General features: G+C 65.8%; 21 protein-coding genes and 1 pseudogene. 7 read left to right on the top strand and 15 right to left on the bottom strand.

Going from position 1 to position 25,953, the window contains the following annotated elements; translation table 11 throughout:
• Nucleotides 1-107: 107 nt before the first annotated feature.
• The 3 genes from pssA to ACTZWT_RS10995 all read right to left on the bottom strand — a co-directional run bounded on the left by pssA (nucleotide 108) and on the right by ACTZWT_RS10995 (nucleotide 3,765).
• Nucleotides 108-977 carry a CDP-diacylglycerol--serine O-phosphatidyltransferase gene (pssA, locus tag ACTZWT_RS11005; protein ID WP_444769899.1) on the bottom strand — a complete coding sequence of 290 codons (870 nt, stop codon included), beginning with the start codon at nucleotides 975-977 and terminating at the stop codon, nucleotides 108-110.
• Between the two features lie 74 nt (nucleotides 978-1,051).
• Entirely contained in the window at nucleotides 1,052-1,750 is a 699-nt protein-coding gene (locus ACTZWT_RS11000; protein WP_444769707.1) for a phosphatidylserine decarboxylase, read from the bottom strand.
• A 47-nt stretch (nucleotides 1,751-1,797) separates the two neighbouring features.
• Nucleotides 1,798-3,765: an ABCB family ABC transporter ATP-binding protein/permease gene (locus tag ACTZWT_RS10995; protein ID WP_444769706.1), complete on the bottom strand. Its 1,968-nt coding sequence runs from the start codon at nucleotides 3,763-3,765 to the stop codon at nucleotides 1,798-1,800.
• Nucleotides 3,766-3,958: 193 nt separating this feature from the next.
• Between ACTZWT_RS10995 and ACTZWT_RS10990 the strand changes: the two genes are divergently transcribed.
• Both ACTZWT_RS10990 and ACTZWT_RS10985 read left to right on the top strand, forming a co-directional pair.
• Entirely contained in the window at nucleotides 3,959-4,558 is a 600-nt protein-coding gene (locus tag ACTZWT_RS10990; protein ID WP_444769705.1) for an LOG family protein, read from the top strand.
• Between the two features lie 211 nt (nucleotides 4,559-4,769).
• Nucleotides 4,770-6,842 (top strand): c-type cytochrome, encoded by a 2,073-nt coding sequence (locus ACTZWT_RS10985; protein ID WP_444769704.1) that lies wholly within the window; start codon nucleotides 4,770-4,772, stop codon nucleotides 6,840-6,842.
• A 9-nt stretch (nucleotides 6,843-6,851) separates the two neighbouring features.
• On the opposite strand, the gene ACTZWT_RS10980 is transcribed toward ACTZWT_RS10985, so the two are convergent.
• From ACTZWT_RS10980 to cysS, 6 genes are all read right to left on the bottom strand, one after another.
• A complete protein-coding gene (locus ACTZWT_RS10980; protein WP_444769703.1) occupies nucleotides 6,852-8,288 on the bottom strand; it encodes an FAD-binding oxidoreductase in 1,437 nt (478 codons plus the stop codon).
• A gap of 11 nt (nucleotides 8,289-8,299) precedes the next feature.
• A complete protein-coding gene (locus ACTZWT_RS10975) occupies nucleotides 8,300-9,856 on the bottom strand; it encodes an acetolactate synthase large subunit (RefSeq protein ID WP_444769702.1) in 1,557 nt (518 codons plus the stop codon).
• A 174-nt stretch (nucleotides 9,857-10,030) separates the two neighbouring features.
• Nucleotides 10,031-11,629, bottom strand: a complete 1,599-nt coding sequence (gene cimA, locus ACTZWT_RS10970) for a citramalate synthase (RefSeq protein ID WP_444769701.1) — start codon at nucleotides 11,627-11,629, stop codon at nucleotides 10,031-10,033.
• Nucleotides 11,626-12,135 (bottom strand): GNAT family N-acetyltransferase, encoded by a 510-nt coding sequence (locus tag ACTZWT_RS10965; RefSeq protein ID WP_444769700.1) that lies wholly within the window; start codon nucleotides 12,133-12,135, stop codon nucleotides 11,626-11,628. Before ACTZWT_RS10965 ends, cimA begins: the two co-directional genes overlap by 4 nt.
• Nucleotides 12,136-12,138: 3 nt before the next feature.
• Nucleotides 12,139-12,270 (bottom strand): hypothetical protein, encoded by a 132-nt coding sequence (locus ACTZWT_RS10960; RefSeq protein WP_444769699.1) that lies wholly within the window; start codon nucleotides 12,268-12,270, stop codon nucleotides 12,139-12,141.
• A 193-nt stretch (nucleotides 12,271-12,463) separates the two neighbouring features.
• A complete protein-coding gene (gene cysS / locus ACTZWT_RS10955; RefSeq protein WP_444769698.1) occupies nucleotides 12,464-13,882 on the bottom strand; it encodes a cysteine--tRNA ligase in 1,419 nt (472 codons plus the stop codon).
• Nucleotides 13,883-14,193: 311 nt separating this feature from the next.
• Here cysS and ACTZWT_RS10950 point away from each other — a divergent pair, with 311 nt between their 5' ends.
• The 3 genes from ACTZWT_RS10950 to ACTZWT_RS10940 all read left to right on the top strand — a co-directional run bounded on the left by ACTZWT_RS10950 (nucleotide 14,194) and on the right by ACTZWT_RS10940 (nucleotide 17,434).
• Nucleotides 14,194-14,502, top strand: a complete 309-nt coding sequence (locus ACTZWT_RS10950) for a hypothetical protein (protein WP_444769697.1) — start codon at nucleotides 14,194-14,196, stop codon at nucleotides 14,500-14,502.
• Nucleotides 14,503-14,689: 187 nt separating this feature from the next.
• Nucleotides 14,690-15,841 carry a DUF2865 domain-containing protein gene (locus ACTZWT_RS10945; protein WP_444769696.1) on the top strand — a complete coding sequence of 384 codons (1,152 nt, stop codon included), beginning with the start codon at nucleotides 14,690-14,692 and terminating at the stop codon, nucleotides 15,839-15,841.
• 255 nt (nucleotides 15,842-16,096) lie between these two features.
• Nucleotides 16,097-17,434, top strand: coding sequence for an FAD-dependent oxidoreductase (locus ACTZWT_RS10940; protein ID WP_444769695.1), 1,338 nt, complete (start codon nucleotides 16,097-16,099; stop codon nucleotides 17,432-17,434).
• Here the strand turns inward: ACTZWT_RS10940 and ACTZWT_RS10935 are convergent.
• Entirely contained in the window at nucleotides 17,431-18,186 is a 756-nt protein-coding gene (locus tag ACTZWT_RS10935; RefSeq protein WP_444769694.1) for a helix-turn-helix transcriptional regulator, read from the bottom strand. The genes ACTZWT_RS10940 and ACTZWT_RS10935 overlap by 4 nt on opposite strands.
• Nucleotides 18,187-18,389: 203 nt before the next feature.
• Between ACTZWT_RS10935 and ACTZWT_RS10930 the strand changes: the two genes are divergently transcribed.
• The gene (locus ACTZWT_RS10930) at nucleotides 18,390-18,638 is read left to right on the top strand and encodes an antitoxin (RefSeq protein ID WP_444769693.1); all 249 of its coding nucleotides are present in this window, start codon (nucleotides 18,390-18,392) and stop codon (nucleotides 18,636-18,638) included.
• Nucleotides 18,639-18,683: 45 nt separating this feature from the next.
• A pseudogene (locus tag ACTZWT_RS10925) lies at nucleotides 18,684-18,875 on the top strand (PIN domain-containing protein); the annotation flags it as partial.
• Between the two features lie 216 nt (nucleotides 18,876-19,091).
• On the opposite strand, the gene ACTZWT_RS10920 reads toward ACTZWT_RS10925, so the two are convergent.
• The 5 genes from ACTZWT_RS10920 to gor all read right to left on the bottom strand — a co-directional run bounded on the left by ACTZWT_RS10920 (nucleotide 19,092) and on the right by gor (nucleotide 25,823).
• On the bottom strand, nucleotides 19,092-20,579 hold the full coding sequence (locus ACTZWT_RS10920) for an ApeA N-terminal domain 1-containing protein (RefSeq protein WP_444769692.1): 1,488 nt from the start codon (nucleotides 20,577-20,579) through the stop codon (nucleotides 19,092-19,094).
• A 116-nt stretch (nucleotides 20,580-20,695) separates the two neighbouring features.
• Nucleotides 20,696-22,453 carry an NAD+ synthase gene (locus ACTZWT_RS10915; RefSeq protein ID WP_444769691.1) on the bottom strand — a complete coding sequence of 586 codons (1,758 nt, stop codon included), beginning with the start codon at nucleotides 22,451-22,453 and terminating at the stop codon, nucleotides 20,696-20,698.
• Between the two features lie 44 nt (nucleotides 22,454-22,497).
• Nucleotides 22,498-22,851 (bottom strand): diacylglycerol kinase, encoded by a 354-nt coding sequence (locus ACTZWT_RS10910; RefSeq protein WP_444769690.1) that lies wholly within the window; start codon nucleotides 22,849-22,851, stop codon nucleotides 22,498-22,500.
• Between the two features lies 1 nt (nucleotide 22,852).
• Nucleotides 22,853-24,241 (bottom strand): class II 3-deoxy-7-phosphoheptulonate synthase, encoded by a 1,389-nt coding sequence (locus ACTZWT_RS10905; RefSeq protein ID WP_444769689.1) that lies wholly within the window; start codon nucleotides 24,239-24,241, stop codon nucleotides 22,853-22,855.
• Between the two features lie 196 nt (nucleotides 24,242-24,437).
• A complete protein-coding gene (gor, locus tag ACTZWT_RS10900; protein WP_444769688.1) occupies nucleotides 24,438-25,823 on the bottom strand; it encodes a glutathione-disulfide reductase in 1,386 nt (461 codons plus the stop codon).
• Nucleotides 25,824-25,953 lie beyond the last annotated feature (130 nt).

Genomic DNA, 25,953 nt, shown 5'->3' with positions numbered 1-25,953 from the left:
TTCCGGATGCCGTTCAGAGCGATGAACGCTCATGCCCTATAGCGAATATTGTGAAAGCGCCCAAGGCGCGCCGCCGCATGGCAGCGCTAGCGGCGCGGCCGACCTGCTCAGTTCAGCCGGGTCGGCCGATCGTCCTTGGCGGCCGCTTCCGGAATCACCAGCGTCGGCTTGCTGCCTGCGGGAGATGCCGGCGGAGATTCCTGCGCGGCGGCAGCGCGCTGGTGATCGCGATAGGACCGCCAGCCGAGCGGCAGGCCGAGCAGATACAGCACCGAACATGCCGACAGAATGTGCCACGGGTAGCCGATCAGCAGTGCGATGAACAGAACCACCGAGACGAACAGCGGCAGCACCATTTCCGGCGCCACCCGCATCTTCACCGTCTTGCCGGAGAACACGGGCAACCGCGATACCATCAGGAATGCGATCAGCAGCGTGTACAGCGCCGTCAACACCGCAGGCGGCGTCGGCGCGCCGAGGAACGCCATGTACACCGGCAACAGAACCGTGATGGCGCCGGCGGGCGCCGGCACGCCGGTGAAGAAATTGGCCGCGAAGGCCGGCTTGTTGGGATCGTCCATGGTGGCGTTGAAGCGCGCCAGCCGCAGGCCGCCGCTGATCGCAAACACCATCGCGGCGATCCAGCCGACATTGTTGAGATCGTGGAGCTGCCAGAAATACAGGATCAGCCCCGGCGCCACGCCGAAATTGACGAAATCAGCCAGGCTGTCGAGTTCGGCGCCGAATTTCGACTGCCCCTTGATCATCCGCGCGACGCGGCCGTCGATGCCGTCGAGCACCGCGGCGAACACGATCGCCGCCACCGCGAGTTCCATCCGGCCTTCGGTCGACAGCCGGATCGCCGTCAGGCCGGCGCAGATCGCCAGCAGGGTGATGACGTTGGGCACCAGCAGCCGCACCGGAATCGGACCGAACCGGCGGCGCGGCATCTCGGGTGGGGTCTCGTCATATTGCATCGGCATCGCCCTGATCTCGCAATCTCATCCTCGGCCGCCATCATGGCAGCCTTCGGGCCGACGCTCCGACAGCGTCAATCGGCCCGATAGGTGCGGCCGCCGTCGCCGAGACTGAAGTCCGCCAGCACGGTCTCGCCGGCGATCGCCGTCTGCCCTTCGGACACTAGCGGCTTGGCGCCTTCCGGCAGGTAAACGTCGAGCCGCGAACCGAACCGGATCAGGCCGAACCGCTCGCCGGCGGCCAGCGGCTGGCCTTCGCGGACGAACGAGACGATCCGCCGCGCCACCAGCCCGGCGATCTGAACCACACCGATCTGTCCGGCCGGGGTCGAGATCACCAGCGAGTTGCGCTCGTTGTCCTCGCTCGCCTTGTCGAGTTCGGCGTTGATGAACTTGCCCGGCGAATAGATGATGCGCTCGACCCGGCCGGCGACCGGGCTGCGGTTCACGTGGCAGTTGAACACGCTCATGAAGATCGAGACGCGCGGCAGCGGCTTGTCGCCGAGCCCGAGCGCCGGCGGCGGGATGATCTGCACCACCATCGACACCCGGCCGTCGGCCGGGGCCACCACCAGACCTTCGCGCACCGGCGTCACACGCACCGGATCGCGGAAGAAAAGCAGGCACCAGATCGTCAGCACGGTCCCGATCCAGCCGAGCGGGGCCCAGATCAGGAACAGCACCAGGGTCGCGAGCGCGAACGCGCCGATGAACGGATAGCCTTCCCGATGAATCGGCGGGATCTGGGCACGGATGGAATTGACGACGGACATGGAAAGTCCCCTACTTCAAAAACGGGTGGCCGAAAGCTGCAACACGATTACTCCGCCGCCGCGGAAGTTGCCAGATCGTCGTCGATCGCGGGCGAACGAACCGGTGAATCGTTCGGGACGACGTCGTCGCCGATCATCGCCAGACGCTCACGCGCCTCTTCCGCCTCGCGCTGCCTGTTCCACATGCTGGCATAAAGCCCGCCATGCTCGAGCAGTTGCGCATGCGTGCCGCGCTCGGAGATCCGGCCCTGATCGAGCACGATGATCTCGTCGGCGCCGACGATGGTCGACAGCCGATGCGCGATCACCAGCGAGGTGCGGTTCTGTGACACACGCTCCAGCGCGCCCTGGATTTCGTGCTCGGTGTGGCTGTCGAGCGCCGAGGTGGCTTCGTCCAGCACCAGGATCGGCGGCGACTTGAGAACGGTTCGCGCAATCGCGACACGCTGCTTTTCGCCGCCCGACAGCTTGAGCCCGCGCTCGCCGACCTCGGTCTCGTAGCCCTTCGGCGACGCCTTGATGAACGCGTCGATCTGTGCCGTCCTCGCGGCTTCCTCGACCTCGTCGTCTGTGGCGTCCCAGCGGCCGTAGCGGATGTTGTAGCGGATGGTGTCGTTGAACAGGACGGTATCCTGCGGCACCATGCCGATCGCAGCCCGCAACGAGTTCTGGGTCACGTCGCGGATGTCCTGGCCGTCGATCCGGATGTGGCCGGCAGAGACGTCGTAGAGCCGGAACAAGAGCCGCGAGATCGTCGACTTGCCGGCGCCCGACGGGCCGACGATCGCCACCGTCTTGCCGGCCGGCACCTCGAAGCTGAGGCCCTTCAGGATCGGCCGCGCCGGATCGTAGGCGAAACGGACGTCGTCGAACTGCACGGTGCCGGCGGTCACGAGCAGCGGCTCGGCGCCCGGCTTGTCCTTGACCTCGGGATTGCGCGACAGCACCGCGAACATCTTCTCGATGTCGATGATTGCCTGCTTGATCTCGCGATACACCATGCCCATGAAGTTCAACGGCTGATAGAACTGAATCATCATCGCGTTGATCATGACGAAATCGCCGACGGTGTTGGTGCCATTGCGGATCCCGACGGCGCACATCAGCATCGTCCCGGTCAGGCCGAAGGTGAAGATCACCGCCTGCCCCGCATTGAGAACCGCGAGCGAGGTGTAAGTGCTGACGCTGGCGTCCTCGTAGCGCCGCATTGACTTGTCGTAGCGCCGCGCCTCGCGTTCTTCGGCGCCGAAATACTTCACGGTTTCGTAGTTGAGCAGCGAGTCGATCGCCTTCTGGTTGGCGTCGCTGTCGGAATCGTTCATCCGGCGACGGATCTCGATCCGCCACTCGGTCGCCTTGTAGGTGTAGAACATGTAGACGACGACGGTCGCCATGATCACCGCGACGTAGCGCCAGTCGAACTGCCACAGCAGCACGGCCATCACCAGCGTCAGCTCGATGATCGTCGGCACCAGTTGCAGGATCACCATCCGCACGATGACTTCGATGCCGAGCCGGCCGCGCTCCAGCACCCGCGTCAGGCCGCCGGTCTTGCGCTCGAGATGAAACCGCAGCGACAATTCGTGCATATGCACGAAGGTCCGATAGGCGAGCTTGCGCACCGCATGCATCGCCACCTGGGCGAACATGCCGTCGCGCCATTGCGTCAGCACCGCCATCAGCACCCGCGTCAGGCCGTAGCTCAGCGTCAGCGCCAGCGGCGACGCCAGCAGCCACAACGTCCAGTTCGAAGGCTCGACCGGTGCGGTGTCGGCGCCGGTCAGCGCGTCGGTCGCCCATTTGAACGTGAACGGAACAACCAGCGTCGCCGCCTTGGCGACGAGCAGCAGCACTACCGACCAAGCCACCCGCATCTTCAGGTCGAACCGGTCGCCCGGCCAGATGTACGGCCACAAATGCACCAGCGTCGCGCCCAGCGTCGCCTTCTGCGCTACGGCGTCCTCTGGAGTCGCAACGGGACTGCCGCTTTGCGAATGCGAATGTGGGTGAGCCATCAAGTGTGCCTGAAACAGACCGCAGCCGGGACGCGGCCGCGGACAGATGATCCGTCGGGTCCGCCTTCATATAGTGTTTCGTTCGCGGCGTGCACCCTGAGACGACGATTCTTTGCGTCATAACAGGCTGTTGCGCGGCGCAAGGCAGCCGACTGTCTTGACGCTGTAATCCCGCGGTGCCACATCGCTCACCATGAGCGAAATCAAAACCGTCTGCGTTTATTGCGGCTCCGGAGCCGGCACCAATCCCCTGTTCATCGAGGCGGCCCGCGCTTTCGGCAAGGAACTCGCCGAGAACGGCGTGACGCTGGTCTATGGCGGCGGCGCGATCGGGCTGATGGGCGCGGTCGCCAACGCCGTGCTGGATCATGGCGGTGCCGTCACCGGGATCATCCCCGGGTTCCTACGCACCAAAGAAATCGCGCTCGACCGCGTGCAGGACCTGATCGTCACCGACGACATGCACGAGCGCAAGCGGCTGATGTTCGAACGCTCCGACGCCTTCGTGGCGCTGCCCGGCGGGATCGGCACGCTGGAGGAACTCGTCGAGCAGATGACCTGGCAGCAGCTCGGCCGCCACAGAAAGCCGATCCTGATCGCCAACATCGACGGGTTCTGGGACCCGCTGCTCGGACTGCTGGCGCATATGACCGAAACCGCCTTCATCCGCGCGCAGCTCTCGGTCAAAGTCCTTACTGCAGATTCAGTCGCCGAGATTCTGCCGAAGCTGCGCGCCGCCGCGGCGCCCGAGCAGGCCAAGACGATGCCCCCCGAGATCGCGCGCAGGCTTTAATTGCCGCGTTTGAGGCGGCGCGCGCCGATCGGTTGCCTGTGAGACGCCTTCCGCAGGCATCCGTTCGGGCCGCCTTCGTTCGATTATTGCTCGCCTCGATACGTAGATCGGTGACCCTCGATAGAGTTTGGATATAGGGGCTTGTCCTGAGTTGCTCCCCTTTCCGGCGATGCCTAGCCTCGCGCCGAAAAACACCTGAATCGAGCAACTGATGACTACGAATAACGGCCGCCTCAAACGCTTCGGAATCATCGCGGCCATCGCCGTCGTTGCGATCGGCGGCGCCGCCGCCTGGATCGTGCAACCGCCGCCGATCGAGCAAAATGATCCGGGCTTCGGCGCCAATGTCGATCCCGCGATGGTCGCGCGCGGCGAATACATCGCGCGGCTGGGCGACTGCGTCGCCTGCCACACCGCCGAGGGCGGCGCTCTCATGGCCGGCGGCCGGGCGCTCGAGACGCCGTTCGGCACGGTGTTTTCGACCAATGTGACACCCGATCCGAAAACCGGACTCGGGCAATGGTCGTTCGGCGCGTTCGATCGCGCGATGCGCAAGGGCGTGTCGGCGGACGGCCACAATTTGTATCCGGCGATGCCCTACCCGTCTTACGCAAAGATGACCGACGACGACATGAAGGCGCTGTGGGCCTATCTCGCCAAGGGCCTCGCGCCGGTCGAGCAGGCCAATCGCCCGCTGGACATGCAGTTTCCGTTCAACATGCGCATCGCGCTCGCTGCCTGGAATTTCGCCTTCCTCGATGCGACGCCGTTCAAGCCCGATCCGGCGAGGGACCCGGTGTGGAATCGCGGCGCCTATCTGGTCCAGGGTCTCGGCCATTGCGGCGCCTGTCACACTCCCCGCGGCATCGGCTTCCAGGAAAAGGCGATGAACGACGCCGGACCGGCGGGCCATTTCTATCTCGCCGGCGCCAAGGTCGAGAACTGGAATGCGATCGAGCTGCGCGATCTGTGGACCGTCGAGGACACGGTTCTGCTCTTGAAGACCGGCCAGAATCGTTTCGCCACCGCCTCCGGCAGCATGACCGACGTCATCCTGCATTCGACGCAGGGGCTCTCCGACGGGGACCTGACCGCGATCGCGACCTATCTCAAGGCGCTGCCGTCCGATCGGCCGAAGGCCGAGCCGCGGATCGCCTCGACCGAGGCGCCTGCGGCCACCTTCACCACCCGCGGCGGGCTCGGCTACGCACAGTTCTGCACCGACTGTCACCGGGCCGACGGCGCCGGCGTGAAGGGCATCTTCCCGCCGCTCGCCGGCAACCCGACCGTCACCGCGAAAGATCCGGCGACGCTGGTGCATATCGCGCTGACCGGCTGGAAGACCACCGCGACCGCCGCCCATCCGAGGGTCTGGACGATGCCGGCCTTCGCCCGCCTCGCCGATCGCGAGATCGCCGAGATCCTGTCCTTCGTGCGCGAGAGCTGGGGCGAAGGCGCCCGCGCCGTCAGCGAGGCCGAGGTCGCCGCGGCGCGCGCCGCGCTCGACCCGAAGATCGACAAGTCGCTGTTCGAGACGCCACGCCTCGCCGACCTGCTGGCGCAGCCCAACGCGCCGCAACTGGTCCGCGGCATGCGGCTCAATGCCGAAACCCGCGCGCTGCTGCCGAACCATGTCGGCGACGAACTCAACTGCGCCTCCTGCCATCTCAACGCCGGAACGGTCGCGGACGGCAGCCCCTATGTCGGCGTCTCCGCGTTCTTCCCCAGCTACGCGCCGCGCGCCGGCCGCGAGATCACGCTGGAGGACCGCATCAACGGCTGTTTCCTGCGCTCGATGAACGGCAAGCCGCTGCCGGTCGACGGCGCCGACATGCAGGCGATGGTGGCGTATTTCAACTGGATGAAGGGCGCGACCAAACCATCCGACAAGGTGGCCGGACGCGGCGTCGGCAAGGTCGACACCAATTTGAAGCCCGATCCGGAGAACGGCAAGGCGATCTACGTGGCGCAATGCGTGGCCTGCCACGGCCAGAACGGCGAAGGCCTGAAAGACGCCGCCGGCCGGCTGGTCTATCCGCCGCTGTGGGGCGAGCGTTCCTTCAACATCGGCGCCGGCATGGCGCGGACCTACACCGCCGCCGCCTTCGTCAAGCGCAACATGCCGATCGGCACCCACGAGAAATTCCCGCTCGGACAAGGCAGCCTGACCGACCAGGAGGCGATCGACGTGGCGGAGTATTTCAGCCACATGGAGCGGCCCGACTTCGCCGGCAAGGTCAAGGACTGGCCGAACGGCAACAGGCCGAAGGACGCGCGCTACTGATCGCGTCGCTCACGATGCAGCCGATCCCGTGACCGGCGATGCCGTGCCAGCCGCAGGATCGAGGTTGAAAATCTTGCCCGGGTTGAGAATGCCCTTGGGGTCGAGCGCGGTCTTCAGCGTGCGCATCAATGCGACCTCGGCGGCGCTGCGGCTGACATAGAGATACGGCTTCTTCTCCAGCCCGATGCCGTGCTCGGCCGAGACCGAGCCGCGGCAGGTGGCGAGCGGGCGATACACCAGCGCTTCGATCCTGGGCCGGAGCGCGAGATAGTCCATCGGCTTGACCTGCACCACGACGTGCAGATTGCCGTCGCCGAGATGGCCGAACACCCACAATCTGTGCTCGCCGATCTCATTGGTCAGCGTCTCGGCGAGCGTGTCGACGTAGCCCTCCATCGCGGCGATCGGCAGCGACACATCGAACACCACCGGCATGCCGCCCTGCACCACCTGCCCGACATCGTCACGGAGTGCCCAGAAGGCGCGGCAATCCTGCTCGGATTGCGCGATCGCCGCGTCCGCGATCAGGCCGGATTCCAGCGCAGCTTCCATCGCGTCGCCGAACCGCTGACCGTCGAGCTGCTGGTCGGAGCCCTGGCTCTCGACCAGCACGTAGTACGCATAGTCCTGCCCGATCGGCGGCTGCCCCTTGGCCGGCGGGCTGGTGACCAGCCGATAGAACGACGGCCACATCACCTCGTAGGCCGACAGCGTGCCGCCGAGTGCGCGGTCGCAGTGCTTGAGGAAGGCCGCCACCGCGTCGAAGCTGTCGAGTCCGGCGAACGCCATGTTGGTGGCGAGCGGCTTTTCGCGTAGCCGCAGCACCAGCCGCGTGATCACGCCGAGCGTTCCCTCCGAGCCGATGAACAATTGCTTGAGATCGTAGCCGGCGTTGTTCTTGATCAGATTGTTCAGCGACGACACCACGGTGCCGTCGGCGAGCACGACTTCGAGGCCGAGGATCATGTCGCGGGTCATGCCGTAGCGGATCACGCGATTGCCGCCGGCATTGGTCGCCGCGTTGCCGCCGAGCGTCGCGCTGCCGCGCGAGCCGAGATCGAGCGGAAACGCCAGATCGTGCTGGTCGACGGCCTCCTGCAGCGCCTGCAGCGGCACCCCGGCCTGCACCGTGGCGGTACGCTGCCGCGGGTCGATGGCCTCGATCGCGCGCATCCTTTCCAGGGAGAGGATCACCTCGCTCGGCGCAGCGTCGGCGCCGTGCACGAGGCCGGTGAGTCCGCCCTGGGTGACCACGGTGACCTTGTTGGCGTGGCACCAGCGCAGGATCTCGGAGACCTGCTGCGTCGAGGTCGGCCGCACCAATGCGCCCGCCTTCAGCGTATCGAACCGATAGGCGCCGGCCGAGCGTTTGCCGAGCTCGGCGGCGTCGAGTACGCCGCCGTCGCCGACGATGGTGTGGAGGGCATCGACCAGAGCTGCGGACATCACCTGCTCCCTCAGATCAGCGCTTCGATCAGGCGCGGACCGCGCTGATCCATCGCGGAGGCATATTGCGCGGCGAACTCTTCGGCGGTGGAAGCGCGGCTGGCTTCGACGCCGAGGCCTTCGGCGATCTTCATCCAGTTCATTTCCGGATTGTGCAGGTCGAGCATCGACAGCGCTTTCGATCCGGCGCCCGACGCGCCGACGCGCTGCAGCTCGACATTGAGGATCGCATAGGAGCGGTTGGCGTAGATCACCACAGTGACGTCGAGCTGCTCGCGCGCCATCGTCCACAGCGCCTGCATCGTGTAGGCGGCGCCGCCGTCGCCGTGCGGGCAGACCACCTTGCGATCCGGCGCGGCGATCGCTGCGCCGATCGCCAGCGGCAGCCCCTGCCCGATCGAGCCGCCGGTCAGCGGCAGATGCGTATGCGGACGCGCCTTCGGCAAGATCATCTGGAACGGCAACCCCGAGGTCGCGGCCTCCTCGGCATAGATCGCGTTGTCGGGCGTCAGATGCGCGATCGCCTGCGCCACTCCGAGCGAATTCAGCTTTCCTTTCGGCAGCGCCGGCAAAGCGAGCTGCGTGCGCGTGGCGGGCTCGGCCGGCGCATCGAGCGCAGCGGCGAGATCCTTCAGCGCCTGCACGCCGTCCTCGTGCGGCTGCGCCAGATACGCGAAATGACATCCCTCAGGCGAGCCCCAGCTCGGCTTTCCGGGATAGGCGAAGAACGACACTGGCGGCTTGGCGCCGATCAGGATCATCTGCTCGACGTCTTTCAGGAACGCGGTGATCTGTTCCGAGAAATACGGGATGCGCTCCAGCGGCACGCGGCCGGCGCCGAGTTCGGTGTGCGGCGCGAAGGTGTCGCACAGCAGCCGCACGCCGGTCTTCGCCGCGATGCGGCCGGCGGCTTCCAGCCCCTCGCCCAGCAACGCACCGCCGCGCATCAGCAGCGCGGACGTCTTGCCGTTCGATAGCAGCTTCGCGACCGCCTCCACCGTATCGGCGTCGACCCGCGCGGGCCCGGGATCGGCGAGCGGCTGTGCGGCGCGGGCGGCGGGATTCCAGGCGACGTCGGCCGGCATGATCAGCGTCGCGATCGCGCCCGGCGCGCTGTTCGCGGCCTGCACCGCGCGGGCAACGTCGCTGGCGACGGAGCCAGCGCTTGTCGCCTCGTGAATCCAGCCGGACACCGGGCGGGCGAAGTCGACGATGTCGGAGGTCAGCGGCGCGTCGTATTGCAGATGGTGCGCGGCGTGGTCGCCGACGATATTGACGATCGGCGTCGCGGCGCGGCGGGCGTTGTGCAGGTTGGCGAGGCCGTTGGCGAGACCCGGGCCGAGATGCAGCAGCGTCACCGCCGGCTTGCCGGTGATCCGGCCATAGCCGTCGGCGGCGCCGGTTACCACGCCTTCGAACAGGCACAGCACCGGCCGCAATCCGCCGACGCTGTCCAGCGCCGCGACGAAATGCATCTCGGAGGTGCCGGGATTGGCGAAACAGACCTCGACGCCGCAATTGACCAGCGTCTGCACGACCGATTGTGCACCATTGATGGCGTCGCCCACTGAACCGTCTCCCCTGCCGCACCAGTCGTGTGCTTGATTGCACACATGTTGTCAGCGCAACCGCGCGATGACAACAACGATGATGCGGCAGCACGCGGCGATCGAGCGGTACGTGCTTACGGGGATGTTCGGACCGGAGCGCCGGTCGCGGCGACGGTTACTCCGCCGCGGCGCTCACACCGGCGCCTTCGACTTCACCAGTTTGTAGACGACCGAATCCATCAGCGCCTGGAACGAGGCGTCGATGATATTCGGCGACACGCCGATCGTGGTCCAGCGCTCGCCGAGTTCATCCTCGCTCTCGATCAGGACCCGGGTCACGGCCTCGGTGCCGCCATTGAGGATACGGACGCGGTAGTCGACCAGCCTCAGGCCCTCGATGTACTTCTGATACTTGCCGAGGTCCTTGCGCAGCGCGACGTCGAGCGCGTTGACAGGGCCGTTGCCTTCGGCGGCCGAGATCAGCGTCTCGCCATCGACCACGACCTTGACCACCGCCATCGCCACAGTGACGCGCTGGCCGTGCGAATTGTAGCGCTGCTCGACGTTCACATCGAACTGCTCGACGTGGAAGAACTCCGGCACCTGGCCGAGCGTGCCGCGCGCCAGCAGATCGAAGGAGGCGTTGGCTGACTCGTAGGCATAGCCCGCCGCCTCGCGCTCCTTCATCTTTTCGATCAGACGGCCGAGCTTCGGATCGTCGCGGTCGAACTCGATCGTGGTGCGCGACAGCTCCGCGACCACATTCGACTTGCCGGCCTGATCCGACACCAGCACCTTGCGATGGTTGCCGACCGATTCCGGCGTGACGTGCTCGTAAGTGTGCGGGTCCTTCATCACCGCCGAAGCGTGGATGCCCGTTTTCGTAACGAAAGCGCTGCCGCCGACATAGGGCGCGTGCGGATTGGGCGCGCGGTCGAGAATATTATCGAGCGCGCGCGACACTTGCACCAAGCTCGCCAGCTTGTCGTCGGAGACGCCGATCTCGAACTTGTCGGCGAATTCCTTCTTCAGCTTCAACGTCGGGATCATCGACACCAGATTGGCGTTGCCGCAGCGCTCGCCGAGCCCGTTCAGCGTGCCCTGGATCTGCCGCGCGCCGGCGCGGACAGCCGCGAACGACACCGCCACCGCCTGCTCGGTGTCGTTGTGGGCGTGGATGCCGAGATGGCTGCCGGGGATGTGCTTCACCACCTCGCCGACGATCGCCTCGACCTCGTCGGGCATGGTGCCGCCATTGGTGTCGCACAGCACCACCCAGCGCGCGCCGGACTCGTAGGCCGCCTTGGCGCAGTCCAGCGCAAATGCAGGATTCGCCTTGTAGCCGTCGAAGAAGTGCTCGCAATCGACCAGCACTTCACGGCTGGCGGCCTTGGCGATCGCGACGCTGTCGCGGATCGAGGCGATGTTCTCCTCATTGGTGGTCTCGAGCGCGACGCGGACCTGATACTCGCTCGATTTCGCGACGTAGCAGATTGCATCCGCCTTGGCGTCCAGCAGCAGCGCGATGCCCGGATCGTTCGAGGCCGATCGGCCCGGCCGCCGCGTCATGCCGAAGGCGGCGAAGGTCGCGCGCTCGAGCTTCTGCTCGGTGGCGAAGAATTCGGTGTCGAGCGGGTTGGCGCCGGGATAGCCGCCCTCGACATAATCGATGCCGAGGTCGTCGAGCAGGCCGGCGATCAGCCGCTTGTCGTGCAGCGTGAAGTCGACGCCGTTGGTCTGCGCGCCGTCGCGTAGCGTGGTGTCGTAGAGATACAGCCGTTCCCGACTCATTGGTCTGCTCCCGGCGCCGCGGGGTCCGCGAGCGTCTTTTTCATCGAGGTGTTGGCGAGCCATTCGCCGTTGATCGTGACGGTGTTGCGCTGCGTGGCGACATAGCCGCGCTTGGCGAAGAATTCGGCGGCGTTGTCGCTGGCGTCGACCGTCAGCGCCTGCGCGCCGCGGGCGCCGGCGAGCTTTTCCAGCGCGTCGATCAGCGTCGCACCGACGCGCTGGCCGACGAAATCCGGATGCACGAACAGCATGTCGATATGACCGGCCCCCTCGAGCGACGCGAAGCCCACCGGCGCGCCTCCCAGCGTCGCGATCAGCGTGAGCTGCGACGCGAGCTTTGCGGCGAATTTTTCCTCGTCGTCGGCCGCCGAGACCCAGGCTTCCTGCTGCGCCTCGCTGTAGTCGTCGGACGTGAGCTGCTCGATCGAGGCCACGAAGATCGCAGCCGCGATCTGGGCATCCTCGGGCAGATACGGCCGCAGCGCCGGTTTGGGATTCGTATTCATCACTCACCAGAAATTGTAGAGCTTCAACACCAGCGCCGTCGCGCCCGCGAGCAGCGCGATCTTGATCGCGATGTAGTACAGCCAGTGCTTCGGAAACGGCGTGTCGGGGCGCGAAATCGGCTTCTGATCGGTCATTGGATGATCCTCGTTGGCTGATTGCAGATGGCCACAGCCGTCATCCTGAGGTGCGCGGCGCGCCAGCGCGGCGGGCGAGCCTCGAAGGATGACCTTCCGGGCACAGCGGGGCCGACGCCGTGCCGGTCGCCCATCCTTCGAGGCGCGCGCAACAGCGCGCGCACCTCAGGATGACGCAGCGACGCGGCACCGCTCATCGCGCGATCTCCCACGTCGTCACCGGCTTGCCGTCGGCGTCCTTGCCGTCCTTCAGCACCACGCCCATCGCGGCGAGTTCGTCGCGGATGCGGTCGGATTCCTTGAAGTCTTTGCGGGCACGGGCGGCTGTGCGGGCCTCGATCAAGGACTTCGCAGCGGCGTCCAGATCGACCGGAGCGCGGACCACCTGCGCGATGCCGAGCAACTGCATGGCGCCGCACAATTCATCCGCCCTGCCCGCACGTCTCAGCGCGTGCAGCTCTGCGATCATCTTGGGCGTATTCAGGTCATCCGTCAGCGCCGCGATGACGTCGTCGCAAGCCGCCGGCGTGGCGTCCTTGATGAAGTCCGACCAATCGAAGATCGCCCTCTCCGCCTCTTGCAATGCATCTGCGGTCCAATCGATCGGCTGCCGATAATGCGTCTTCAACATCGCGAGACGTAGCGTAGCGCCGTCCCACTTCCGCCCCCCGAATTTGTCCGTCTCCAGCAACTCCCGGATCGTGACGAAATTCCCCAAACTCTTCGACATCTTCTCGCCTTCGACCTGCAGGAAGCCGTTGTGCATCCAGGTCTGGGCCATGCGGTCGGTGTGGAAGGCGCAGCAGGACTGCGCGACTTCGTTTTCGTGATGCGGAAACACCAGATCGATGCCGCCGCCGTGGATGTCGAAGGTCTCGCCGAGATGCTTCCACGACATCGCGGAGCATTCGATGTGCCAGCCCGGCCGTCCCTGCGTGGCGATGCCGGCCGGCGACGGCCAGGACGGCTCGCCGGGTTTCGACGGCTTCCACAGCACGAAGTCGGTGACGTCGCGCTTGTAGGGGGCGACGTCGACGCGGGCGCCGGCGATCATCTCGTCGAGCGAGCGGTTGGCGAGCGCGCCGTAGCGCGGCAGCACGCTGTTCGCAGCGTTCATCGCCGCCGGCGAGAACAGCACGTGGTCCGCGGCGACATAGGCGAAGCCGCCGGCGACCAGCCGGTCGATGATCGTCTGCATCTCGCCGATGTGTTCGGTGGCGCGCGGCTCGACGGTCGGCCGCAGGCAGCCGAGCGCATCGACGTCGTCGTGGAATTGCTTTTCGGTCTGCTCGGTGACCTTGCGGATCGCCTCGTTCAGCGGCAGGCCGGGATAGTCGCGCGCGGCGCGGTCGTTGATCTTATCGTCGACGTCCGTGATGTTGCGGACGTAGGTGACTTGGGTTTCACCCTTGCCACCATCCCAAGTCCCCTGCTTCGCTAGATGCCGCAGCAGCCGGAACAGCACGTCGAATACGATGACGGGTCGGGCATTGCCGATATGGGCGAAGTCGTAGACCGTCGGCCCGCAGACATACATCCGCACGTTGTGCGGATCGATCGGCGCGAAGTCGCGCTTCTCCTTGGTCAGCGTATCGTAGAGGCGCAAAGCCATGGATTCCCGTCCCCTGCGGCCGGGCGTCCAGTGATCTCATGAGAGAAAAGACGGCCTCAGCCAGCGTTGAGCTAGCTCGTAATCTCGCGGCAGATGCCACAAATCGAGAAAAGACCGTTCATCGGCGCACCATGGCCAGCCGCCGGAACGGCGTCAAGCCCGTCGAATGCCCTAAGGGAACGGGACCGACCGATTTCCGATGGGAGCCCTTCCCCGGCTCCGCGCCGGCCGGGTTCCCGCCCATGGTTAACCAATCTTTACCCTTTGTCGGCTATCGGTCGGAGGCCGCTGCTCTGGTCCACTGGTGTCCCATGAAACTGATTCCAGCCCTTGTTGCCTGCCTGGTGCTGCTCCCGGCTTCTGCCGCCTCGGCCGACAGCCGCGTCTTCATCATCGCCAACCAGCCGGACGGCAACGGCGTCGACCAGTGCCTGGCCAAGAGCGAGCGATGCGGCGCCCATGCGGCGCTGGCTTATTGCAAGGAGCGGGATTTCGTCCAGGCGACCGCCTTTCGTCGGGTCGATCCCGACGAGATCACCGGCGCCGTGCCGAAGACCGCCGGCATCGGCTGCACGCGGGGCGGCTGCGACGAATATGTCGCCATCACCTGCCGGCGTTAGGCTGCGCGAAATCGCCTGTGGCTCCGCCACAGAGACGCCCCGGAAACGACGTGACGATGCCGCGAGAAGCCGTTAAGAGGTGCTTTACCGTCGCGGTTTCAACGGATTGCCCGGCGGATTCGATCGCGCGGGTTTGCTGAGACGGTTCGGCGGATCGCCGATCTCACCATCCGCTCGGAATCCCTGAATGCCGGAATTGTTCGAGACCGCGAAGTGCTTCCGCCGCCGCTTGCCGGCCGGCGCAGTGCCGTTCGCCGCAGCGCTGTTGGTCATGGCCGCGCTCGGTTCCGGCGCCAATGCGCAGCAGGGCTATCCGCCCCCCGGCGGGGCACAGCAGGGCGCGGTCAATCCGGTCTGCCCGCGTCTCGAAGCGCAACTCGCCTCGATCGACCGCGGCGGCGCAGATCCGGCGCGCGCCGAGCAGATCCGCCGCTACGAGGACGCCGTCAACCGCCAGCAGGGCGAGCTCGACCGCGTCACCATGCAGGCCAAGCGGATGGGCTGCGACAGCTCCGGTTTCTTCTCGCTGTTCAACGGCCAGTCGGCGCAATGCGGCCCGGTCAACAACCAGATCCAGCAGATGCGCGGCAATCTCGACCAGATGACCTCGGGCCTCGAGCGGCTGCGCACCGGCGGCCCCGGCGGCGGCGACCGCGACAATCAGCGCCGCTCGGTGCTGATGGCGCTGGCGCAGAACAATTGCGGCCCGCAATACGCCGCGGCCGCGCAGCAAGGCAGCGGCAATTTCCTCGACAATCTGTTCCGCGGCAACTCGCCGAACGCCCCCGGCGCGCCGCTGCCGGATTTCAACACCGATTCCGGCACGTTCCGAACGGTCTGCGTCCGTACCTGCGACGGCTACTACTTCCCGATCTCCTTCGCCACCGTTCCGGGACGCTTCGCCGACGACGAGAAGACCTGCAAGAGCCTGTGCCCGGCATCCGACGCGGCGCTCTACGCCTATCGCAATCCCGGCCAGGACATGAACTCCGCGGTGTCGATCAACGGCCAGCCCTATACCTCGCTGCCGGCCGCCTTCCGCTATCGTCAGGAATTCAACCCGGCGTGCGCGTGCAAGGCCGCGAACCAGAGCTGGGCCGACGCGCTGAAAGGCGTCGACGACACCTCTGCGCGCGAACACGGCGACATCATCGTCACCGAGGAGAGCGCCAAGCGGATGGCGCTGCCGCCGGCGCAGCGCGCCGCCGCGCGCAAGGGCAATGCCGCCGCCCCCCCGGCCACGCCGGCGAATGGCGACGCCAAACCACCGGCCACCACGAGTTCGTCCGATCCGGGCACGATCCGTTCGGTCGGCCCGACCTTCATCCCGGCGCGGTAAGCGCTCAGCGGAGGCGCGCGCAGCGCCGATTTGCTTGCAGCAAACCTGTGACAAACCGAGGGCGAAATGTGGCGACGGCGTTTGCGCGCCGGCGATGCATCCTGGGCGCCGATAACAGTCTCCAGATACCGCTATGCCGACGGCGACCCCGGCGGCACCGCCCTCGCCCAACCCGCATAGCCCATCCGGGCCATAGCCGGCGGCGCGTCGACCATCCTATTTTCCCCGCTTCGCCGACACGAACGGAGATGGTCGATGCGAGTCATTGTGGTCGGCGGCGGCATCGCCGGAATGGGCGCGGCCTATCGGTTGCGGGAGGACGGCCACGAGGTCGTGCTCCTCGAACAGGACACCGAACCCGGCGGACGCTGCCGCTCCGTGCTGTGGCACGGCGTCTGGGCGGTCACCGGGGCGTTCGCCTTTCTGGGCGCCGAGACCAATCTCACCGACCTCGCCCGCAAGCTCGACATCGATCAGCCGGACGGCATCGCCGATCTGACTGCGGCGCATCGCTGGAACGTCCTGGTGAAGCGCCAGCAGAACGTCGGCTTCGGCGCGTTCGATCTGATCAGCGCCGCCAAGCACCCGTTCATCCCGCTGATCGAGAAGGCACGATTGCTGGCGACGCTGCCGAAGCTCGCCCAGATCGCCGTCGCCGGCGATCCGCGCGACATCACCAGCGCCGTGGCGCTCGACGACGTCAACGCCTGCGAGTACTTCCGGCGCTACTCGCCGACCTTCGTCGATTACTTCCTCGAGCCCTGCGTGGCGATGTTCTGCGGCTATGGCGAGGACGACTACTCGCTCGCCTGGACGGCGTGGAGCACGGCCGGCCGATTGTCGTGGTCGGGCGACCGGATCTGGAGCTTCAAGGAGCGCGGCGCCGGGCGGATCACCTGGGAGCTCGGCCGTCAGTTGGAAGCGGACCCGCAGGTCGATCTCCGGCTCGGCCGCCACGCCACCGAAATCCGCACCGAAGGCTCCGGCGTCGCGGTCGACGCCGCTTTCGAGGGAGGCACCGAGACCGTGCGGGGCGACGCCGTGATCGTGGCGGTGCCCGGCAACAAGGTGTCGGCGCTGATGCCGGCGCTGGACGCGGAGCGCCGGGCGTTCTTCGACAGCGTCGACTACGCCGGCCATCACATCGTGTACTATCTGCTCGACCGCCCCAAAGGGGATCTGTTGGACACCTACGTGCTGCCCGCCGCCGACGGCTTCCGCCGCACCGGCAATCTGCGCTTCACCGATATGGGCAACGGCACCACCTTCGCGCATTCGCAATGGAAGGATTTTGGCTGCCGGCAGCACGCCGACGCCAGCACCGCGGACCTGCTGACCATCGCCTGGGGCGACGTCGTCGACGCCCTGCCGCAACTGGCCGAGACGCGCGTGATCGACAGCTTCATCTCGCGCCAACCGGACGCGATCTGCAAGCGGCCGAAGGGCTATATCGGCGGCCTGCGCCGGTTTTTGGATCTCGGGCCGATGCCGCGCGTCGCATTCTGCGGCGACTACCTCACCAACAGCACCGTCGGTCAGGCGCATTGGTCGGGGCTGAAGGCGGCCGAGGATTTGATTAGTCGCGGTTGCTAGCTGACGCGGGCGCTCCGCCCGCGCTGCGATGCGAGCAGCGCGCTGAGTTCGGTGCGGTTGCGCATGCCGGTCTTGGTCAGCACCGCGCGCATGTGGTTCTTGATCGTCCACGGGCTGGCATCGAGCAGCCGCGCGATCGACTTGTTCGGATGGCCGGCCGCGGCCAGCGCGGCGACTTCGCGTTCGCGCGGAGTCAGCGCGCGCAGCGGGTCGTCGCCGGGCGGCGCTTCCTCCGTCGCGACGCGCGCAGTCGCGGCGTGATACGCCATTTCCAGCAGCGGCAGCAGCGACAGCGCCAGCGCGCGGTCGCGCTCGTCGAAATCGCCGCGGCCGGCGTCGCGCACCAGGCTGAAGGCGCCGACGATGCGGCTCTGCTGGCGGAGCGCCAGGGTCAGCACGAAGCCGGCGCCGCTCTCGGCGAGCAGCGGCTCGCCGGGCGGCAGGGCGGCAGGCGCATCCGGCGACAGATCTGACAGCCGGGCCACGCGGTGATCGTCGCAGCCCTCGGCGCCGTCCAGCCAGAGCCGGATCGGATCGCGCGCCCTCACCTCGGCGCAATAATGCGCCTGGCACCAGGACGGCCAGTTGACGAAGTGCATCTCGCCGGGCCGCCCGCGCTGCCGGTCGGACAGCACCGCGCGGGTCGCCCCGAACAACGGCCGCAGCGAGAGCATCGCGGCCTCGGCGAACGCCGCGGGCGTGGCGCGGCGCGCCAGATCGGGAAGCGTGACGGCAGGATCGTGGATCGGCATTCGCGGCTCGCTGTGATCGAAGGCGTGGCGTGCCGGACGCGGGACGACGGCGGCACTGCCCGGTAGCGGTGCGCCTATCAAACCGGGTGGCGGCGAAAGGGACAAGCGCATAGATGCGGGATGCGTTGCACGGGCGACCAGCCTTCGAGCGAACGCCAATTCGTGATATCCATGCTGATGCATTTCACGACATGGAGGCCGCCATGACATCTCGGACCGCCAAGATTGTCACCACCGGCCGCGGCCAGTTCGTCAGGCTCCCGGCCGAGCTCAGCTTCGAGGGCAGCGAAGTCTACGTGCACCGCGATCCCAGAACCGGCGACGTCATCCTGTCCCGCAAGCCGGATTCCTGGGACGGTCTGATCGCACTCTACGATCAGGATCAGGTGCCCGACGATTTCATGAGCCCGGCCGACCGGAGTGGGCCATCGCAGGATCGCGATCCGGTCTAGCGCAGGAGCAAGCTCCGGCTCGATCTCGAGCTTGATCTCGCCAGCCAGTTCCGGCTCCGTGTCGACGTACTGCCTTGAGACCACGACGTGACCAAGCTCTACGGCGACATCCGGGCTGCGTGCGAAGCCAAAGGCGTGACGCTCGCGCCCCTCGACATGATGATCGCTGCCCACGCCGCGGCGACGGACGCAACCCTGGTTACGCGCGACAAGGCGTTCGCCCATGTGCCTCGCTGAGGATCGAGGATCGGGCGGAGGCGGGCTAAAGAGAGCCCGCAGCGAGGATGAAGCGCAGCGAAATCCGGGAGCGGCATGGTCGATCCAGAGACCCGGATTGCGGGACGCTTCATCCGGGCTACTTGCTGACCAACTTGAGGCAACGGCTCTCAAACTGCAGCGAACAAACTCGCGCTCGTCCCATGGCCTTGCGAGCTAGCTTGCCCTTCTGCCTTGTCACATCGTTTTCAATGTCTTGTGCTTCGCAATGGCCGCTTCCAGGCGATTGATAGATCCGGAAAAATTACTAATGTACCATTTGTATCGACTGAGTGAGTACCGCTCATTGAGCCAGCGTTCTGCGTTCCATCCGCAGCTGCACAATTCGGAAACACCGAAGACGAATTCCAGTGTATCGGTGAAGAAGGACGAAAGCTCGTAGACCGATTCGGTTGCCATGGGCGTAGGGCTACCATGAACAAAAAAGTTACGCGCGCGAATACTATGCGCGATGGCTTCCGGCATTTCTGGAACGAGCGATGAGATGCAGGAAGGGACCGTGGCCCAGCGCTGCAGCACCTTTGATCGGAGATTGAGACTCCGCACCAAGCTGAGATTGTTCAGAATCCGCTCTCTGTACTCCTGTACATTTGCGCTTGTTTTCGAGGCCGTCCTCACCTGAGTCTCGAATTTTTCCAGCAAAAGCTCGACCTCGTCGGGCAGCGCCCCCGCTTTCGTAAAGTCAGATGCTGGTAGCAGATCGAAAGCGTTTGCCGCACCGATGAGGCGTTCGGTCCGATAGCGGAAATTGCGACGAAAACCATCGATGAAGCGCTGGCGAGCGGCGCCACGGGGCTGTTCGGCATCCATCCATTGAGTGAGGACCGTCTTAAATTCTTCCTCATGCAGACCGCCGTTGACGAGGACATCCGTTGGCATCACACTCTTCACTTCCTCAGACTCGCGGTGAATGAATCGCAGATCTAAATAGGAGTGCTCTGGCGCGTCCTTGTGTTCGAGCGTCACGTCTTCGACATTCTGGCATGACTGCGTCACGAGTTCGAATAGTGACATGATCTGCCAAACCGAACGCAGAGCGGCTTCAAGATTACAAGGCGAAATGAAGGAGACCGTAACCCTCGCGCGATTCCGCACCTCAAAACCATCTGACGACGGAGAACGTTCACTCGTCGCGTTCCAGATCGTTATGATACCTACCTTACAACAGGATTCGATTATCGCCCCCCGATCCCATCGATAATAAAGGTCAATGCGTCCACCACGGCGCCGATGCTTGGGTGCACGCCTTACTCCGCGCAAGATTTCTCGCAACTGCCCAAATGAGAACCGGTGCCTGCGAACGATGTGGCCAAAAGTGCCGAGTTCGTAGAAGAGATGATTGGCCTCGGTGAACGTAAACGAGATAGATGTAACAACGTCTGCTTCAGGTTCGAGATGATGCGCACCTATTACCACATAATTGGGCTGCAGCGTCATGTGGCTACCTGAGATAGTGAGCGGCACGCAATAAATGGCGGAGATGCTGAAGCCTTCCTTGGACACGCCGCGCACACAATTCATCTCCTCATCCTTAAGATGAAGGAAATCCTTCGAAAAAATATCGAGCTTGGTATTCATGCCGTCGAGATTGAGGACTCCGGCATGCTCCGTTCCCTGGACGGCGAAATGCGCGAGAAACTGCTTCTGTCCAGAATTGTCTAACACGCGTCGCCTCCGCTACGCCTCTCGTGCTTCTGACACCTTCGCGGAGCGAATCTCAGAACCGGCGCGATCATTGGCCCTTCGATGCGTTCAACTAGACCGGTTTGCCAAACTCATTACTACCCCTCGAACGCCTCGCTCGACGCCCGCCCTGCCCGCATCACCAGCGACTCGTCCGGCTCGGCCAGCGCCTCGGCCCTGTCGCGAAAACGGTTGGTGATCGGGTAGCGGCGGTCGCGGCCGAAATTTTTGCGCGTGACTTTCACGCCGGGCGCAGCCTGACGGCGCTTGTATTCGGCGATGTTCAGGAGGCGGTCGATACGGACCACGGTGTCCTTGTCGAAGCCTTCGGCGACGATCGACGCCAGCGGCTGCTCGCGTTCGACCAGCCGCTCGAGGATGCCGTCGAGCACCTCGTAGGGCGGCAGCGAATCCTGGTCGGTCTGGTCTTCGCGCAGCTCCGCGGTCGGCGGGCGGACGATGATGCTTTCGGGGATCACCTCGCCGTCGGGGCCGCGCGCGCCGTCCGGCTTCCAGCGGTTGCGCAGGCTGCAGAGCCTGAACACCTGCGTCTTGTAGATGTCCTTGATCGGGTTGAAGCCGCCGTTCATGTCGCCATACAGCGTGGCGTAGCCGACGCTCATTTCCGACTTGTTACCAGTGGTGACGACCATCGCGCCGGTCTTGTTGGAGATCGCCATCAACAGCGTGCCGCGGGTGCGCGCCTGCAGATTCTCCTCGGTGATGTCGCGTTCGAGGCCTTCGAACGGCTTCGCCAGAATCTCCTCGAAGCCGTTGACCGCGGCCGCAATCGGCAACACCTCGTAGCCGAAGCCCAGCGCGCTCGCGAGCCTGCCGGCATCGTCGAGCGAGATCTGCGCGGTGTAGCGGAACGGCAGCATCACGCCGCGGACCTTGTCGGCGCCGAGCGCATCGACGGCGATCGCGGCGCACAGCGCCGAATCGATGCCGCCCGAAATGCCGAGCAGCACGCCGGGGAAACCGTTCTTGCGGACGTAGTCGCGTAGCCCCAGCACGCAGGCGGCATAGTCGCCCTCGTCGCCGTCCGGCACCGGCGCCACCGCGCCATCGCAGCGCCAGCCGGAAGCGCCCTTGTGCCAGTGCAGCGTGGTGATGCACTCGGCGAAGGCGGGTAGTTGCGCGGCGAGCGAGCGGTCGGCGTTGAGCGCAAAGGATGCGCCGTCGAACACCAGTTCGTCCTGGCCGCCGACCTGGTTGAGATAGACCAGCGGCAGATCGCTCTCGGTGACGCGCGCGACCTGCACCGACAGCCGCAGGTCGCCCTTGCCGCGCGCATAGGGCGAACCGTTCGGCACGATCAGGATCTCGGCGCCGGTCTCGGCGAGACATTCGACGACGTTCTCGTAGTCCTCGGATTCCTCCAGCCAGGTGTCCTCGCAGATCGGCACGCCGACGCGGACGCCGCGGATCGTCACCGGACCCGCCACCGGGCCGCGTGCGAACACGCGCTTCTCGTCGAACACGCCGTAGTTCGGCAGATTGACCTTGAAGCGGATCGCCGCGATGCGGCCGCCGTCGAGCAAGGCGCAGGCGTTGTACAGTTTGCCGCCGTCGACCCAGGGCGAACCGATCAGCACCGCCGGCCCGCCATCGGCGGTCTCGCGCGCCAACTCCTCGACCGCAGCCCGACAGGCCGCCTGGAACGCCGGCTTCAGCACCAGATCTTCCGGCGGATAGCCGGAAATGAACAGCTCCGGAAAAACGATGACGTCGGCATGCTCGGCCGCGGCCTGCGCGCGCGCCGTGCGCGCCATCGCGGCGTTGCCGGTGATGTCGCCGACCGTCGGGTTGAGCTGGGCGAGCGAGATCGTGAAACGGGCGGCTGTCTGGGTCATAATCGAGATTTAGCCGCCCGCTGCCCGCTTCGCAATCGCGGGAACTAGAACAGCCCCATGCGCTCGCCGAGCGCGAACAGCCAGACCATCCCGGCAATTGCGAGGGCGACCCCGACCGCCGCGGAGCCCATGTCCTTGACCCGCCCGATCTGCGGGTCGTGCTCGGTGGTGAGGCGATCGGCGAGCTTCTCGATCGCGGTGTTGAGCAGTTCGACCACGATCACCAGAGCGACCACGGCGATGAGTTCGACGCGGCGGGACGGCGTTGTGCCGATCAGCCAGGCGGCAGGAACGGCGAGGACGAGCGCAACCAGTTCCTCGCGGATCGCCTGCTCGGAGCGGATCGCGAATTTGAGCCCGCGCCACGAATTGATCGTGGCGCGCCAGAACCTCAGCACATCAGAGCCCCGCTGCCACCGGCAGCGGGCTGACCTTGCCGGCGCGGCCCTGCTTCAGCAGGTCCGCGATCAGGAACGCCATGTCGATCGACTGCTCGGCGTTGAGACGCGGATCGCAGGCGGTGTGATAGCGGTTGTTGAGGTCCTCGTCGGTGATCGCGCGCGCGCCGCCGATGCATTCGGTGACGTTCTGCCCGGTCATCTCCAGATGCACGCCGCCGGCATGGGTGCCTTCCGCGGTGTGGATGGTGAAGAACGAGCGCACCTCGGAGAGGATGCGGTCGAACGGCCGGGTCTTGTAGCCGGAGTTCGAGGTGATGGTGTTGCCGTGCATCGGATCGCACGACCACACCACGTTGCGGCCCTCGCGCTGCACGGCGCGGATCATCGCCGGCAGGTGATCGCCGATCTTCTCATGGCCGAACCGGCCGATCAGCGTCAGCCGGCCGGCTTCGTTCTCGGGGTTGAGCACGTCGATCAGCTTGAGCAACTCGTCGGTCTTCAGCGACGGGCCGCATTTCAGGCCGATCGGATTCTTGATGCCGCGGAAGTATTCGACATGAGCGTGGTCGAGCTGGCGGGTGCGGTCGCCGATCCACAGCATGTGGCCGGAGGTCGCGTACCAGTCGCCCGTCGTGGAGTCGACGCGAGTCATCGCCTGCTCGTAGCCGAGCAGCAGCGCTTCGTGGCTGGTGTAGAAGTCCGTGGTGCCGAGCGAACTGTCGACCGCGAAGGTCAGGCCGCAGGCACGCATGAAATCCAGCGCGCCGGACACCCGATCGGCGAGATCGGCATAGGCCTTCGATTGCGGACTGTCGCTGACCGACTGCAGCATCCAGCGATGCACGTTCTCGACGCTGGCGTAGCCGCCTTTGGCGAAGGCGCGCAGCAGGTTGAGCGTCGCCGCCGACTGCCGATACGCCTCGAGCTGCCGGCGCGGATCGGGCACGCGCGCGAGCTCGGTGAAGCCGATGTCGTTGACGATGTCGCCGCGATAGCTCGGCAGTTCGACGCCGTCGCGCTTCTCGACCGGGGCCGAGCGCGGCTTGGCGAACTGCCCGGCGATGCGGCCGACCTTCACCACCGGCGAGGCGCCCGCATAGGTCAGCACGATCGCCATCTGCAGGAAGACGCGGAACAGGTCGCGGATGTTGTTGGCGCCGTGCTCGGCGAAGCTCTCGGCGCAATCGCCGCCCTGAAGCAGGAAAGCCTCGCCGGCGGCGACGCTCGCCAGCGCCTTCTTCAGGTTGCGGGCCTCGCCTGCAAAAACCAGCGGCGGAAAGGTCGACAGCTGCGCCTCGACATCGCCCAGCGCCTTGGCGTCCGGGTAGTCCGGCATCTGCTGAACCGGCTTGCTGCGCCAGCTATCGGGTGTCCAACGTTCGGACATGAGACCAACTCCTGAGGACCTGCCGCCCTATATATGTTCGCGGAGGCCGCGTTATACACAGGCTCCCCCCCGGCCGCCAGCCGGATTTCCGCGCAGCGTGACAACCCGTTGCGAAAACTACTGAAATTGCTTCCAGGCGCCTCCCTTCAACGGTTGCGGCAAACCCGGGGCAAACCACGGGCAAACCCGGGCGGGCTCACTCGGCCGCTTGGCGGACGTGACGGGCGGTCGGCGTCCGCATCGTCACCAGTTCTTCGGCCGCGGTCGGGTGCAGCGCCATGGTGGAATCGAAGTCGACCTTGGTCGCCTTCACCTTCACCGCGATCGCGATCAGCTGGACCAGTTCGGCGGCCTCCGGGCCGACGATGTGGCAGCCGAGCACGCGATCGCTGTCGCCGTCGACGATCAGCTTCATCAGCGTGCGGATCTGACTGCCCGACATCGTCGCCTTCATCGGGCGGAAATCGGTCTTGTAGATATCGACGCGGTCGTACAGCGCGCGCGCCTGGGACTCAGTCAGTCCGACCGTGCCGACCTCCGGCTGCGAGAACACCGCGGTCGGGATGTTGGTGTAGTCGACCTGCGCGGGCCGATTGCCGAACACGGTGTCGGCGAAGGCGTGGCCCTCGCGGATCGCCACCGGCGTGAGGTTGGTGCGATGGGTGACGTCGCCGATCGCGTAGATGTGCGGCACCGAGGTCTGGCAGTACTCGTTGACGGCGATGCCGCCATTGTCCGGATTGATCGCGATGTTGGCCTTTTCCAGGCCGAGATTGGCGACGTTGGGATGCCGGCCGATCGCGAACATCACCTGATCCGAGGCGATGCTGGAGCCGCTCGACAGATGCGAGGTGTATTCGTCGCCGAGCTTCTCGACCCGGGCCACGGTGCAGCCGGTGAGAATGCTGATGCCCGCCCGCTCCATCTCGGTACGGACATGGGTGCGGACGTCCTCGTCGAAGCCGCGCAGGATGTTGTCGCCGCGATAGACGACGGTGACGTCGCAACCGAGCCCGGCGAAGATGCAGGCGAATTCCAGCGCGATGTAGCCGCCGCCCTGGATCAGGATCCGTTTCGGCAGCTCCGGCAGATGAAACACTTCGTTCGACGAGATGACGTGCTCGATGCCGGGAATCATCGTGCCGTGGTTGGGCGCGCCGCCGGTCGCGATCAGGATGTATCTGGCGCGAACCGTCTCGCCGGTCGACAGCCGCACGGTGTGCGGGTCCTCGAACACCGCGCGCGCCTTGACGGTGCGGGCGCCCGACTTCTCGACATTGGTCGCGTAGATCGCCTCGAGCCGCGCGATCTCCCTGTCCTTGTTGGCGATCAACGTCGGCCAGTCGAAATGCGCCTGCGGAATCGTCCAGCCGAACCCCGCGGCGTCGCGGATGTCCTGGTGGATGTGGGAGGCGTAGACCATCAGCTTCTTGGGCACGCAGCCGCGGATCACGCAGGTGCCACCGAAGCGATATTCCTCGGCGACGGTGACGCGGGCGCCATGGCCGGCGGCGATCCGGGCGGCGCGCACGCCGCCGGACCCGCCACCGATGACGAACAGATCCGTATCGAAGTCGGTCATGACGTAATCGCCCTGAGAATGGTGGCTCGAACGCAATAGTCCGTCATTGCGGGGAGCACCCGGATCGGCGCATCGCGCCGTCCGAGTGAAGGCTCCGCGACGAAGCAATCCGGCTCATGGCATGGCCTCT

The organism is Rhodopseudomonas sp. NSM (assembly GCF_052445935.1).
In the GTDB taxonomy this organism is placed as follows: domain Bacteria; phylum Pseudomonadota; class Alphaproteobacteria; order Rhizobiales; family Xanthobacteraceae; genus Rhodopseudomonas.
Note: the sequence above shows the minus strand (reverse complement) of the source record. Positions and strands in the feature narration are given on the sequence as shown.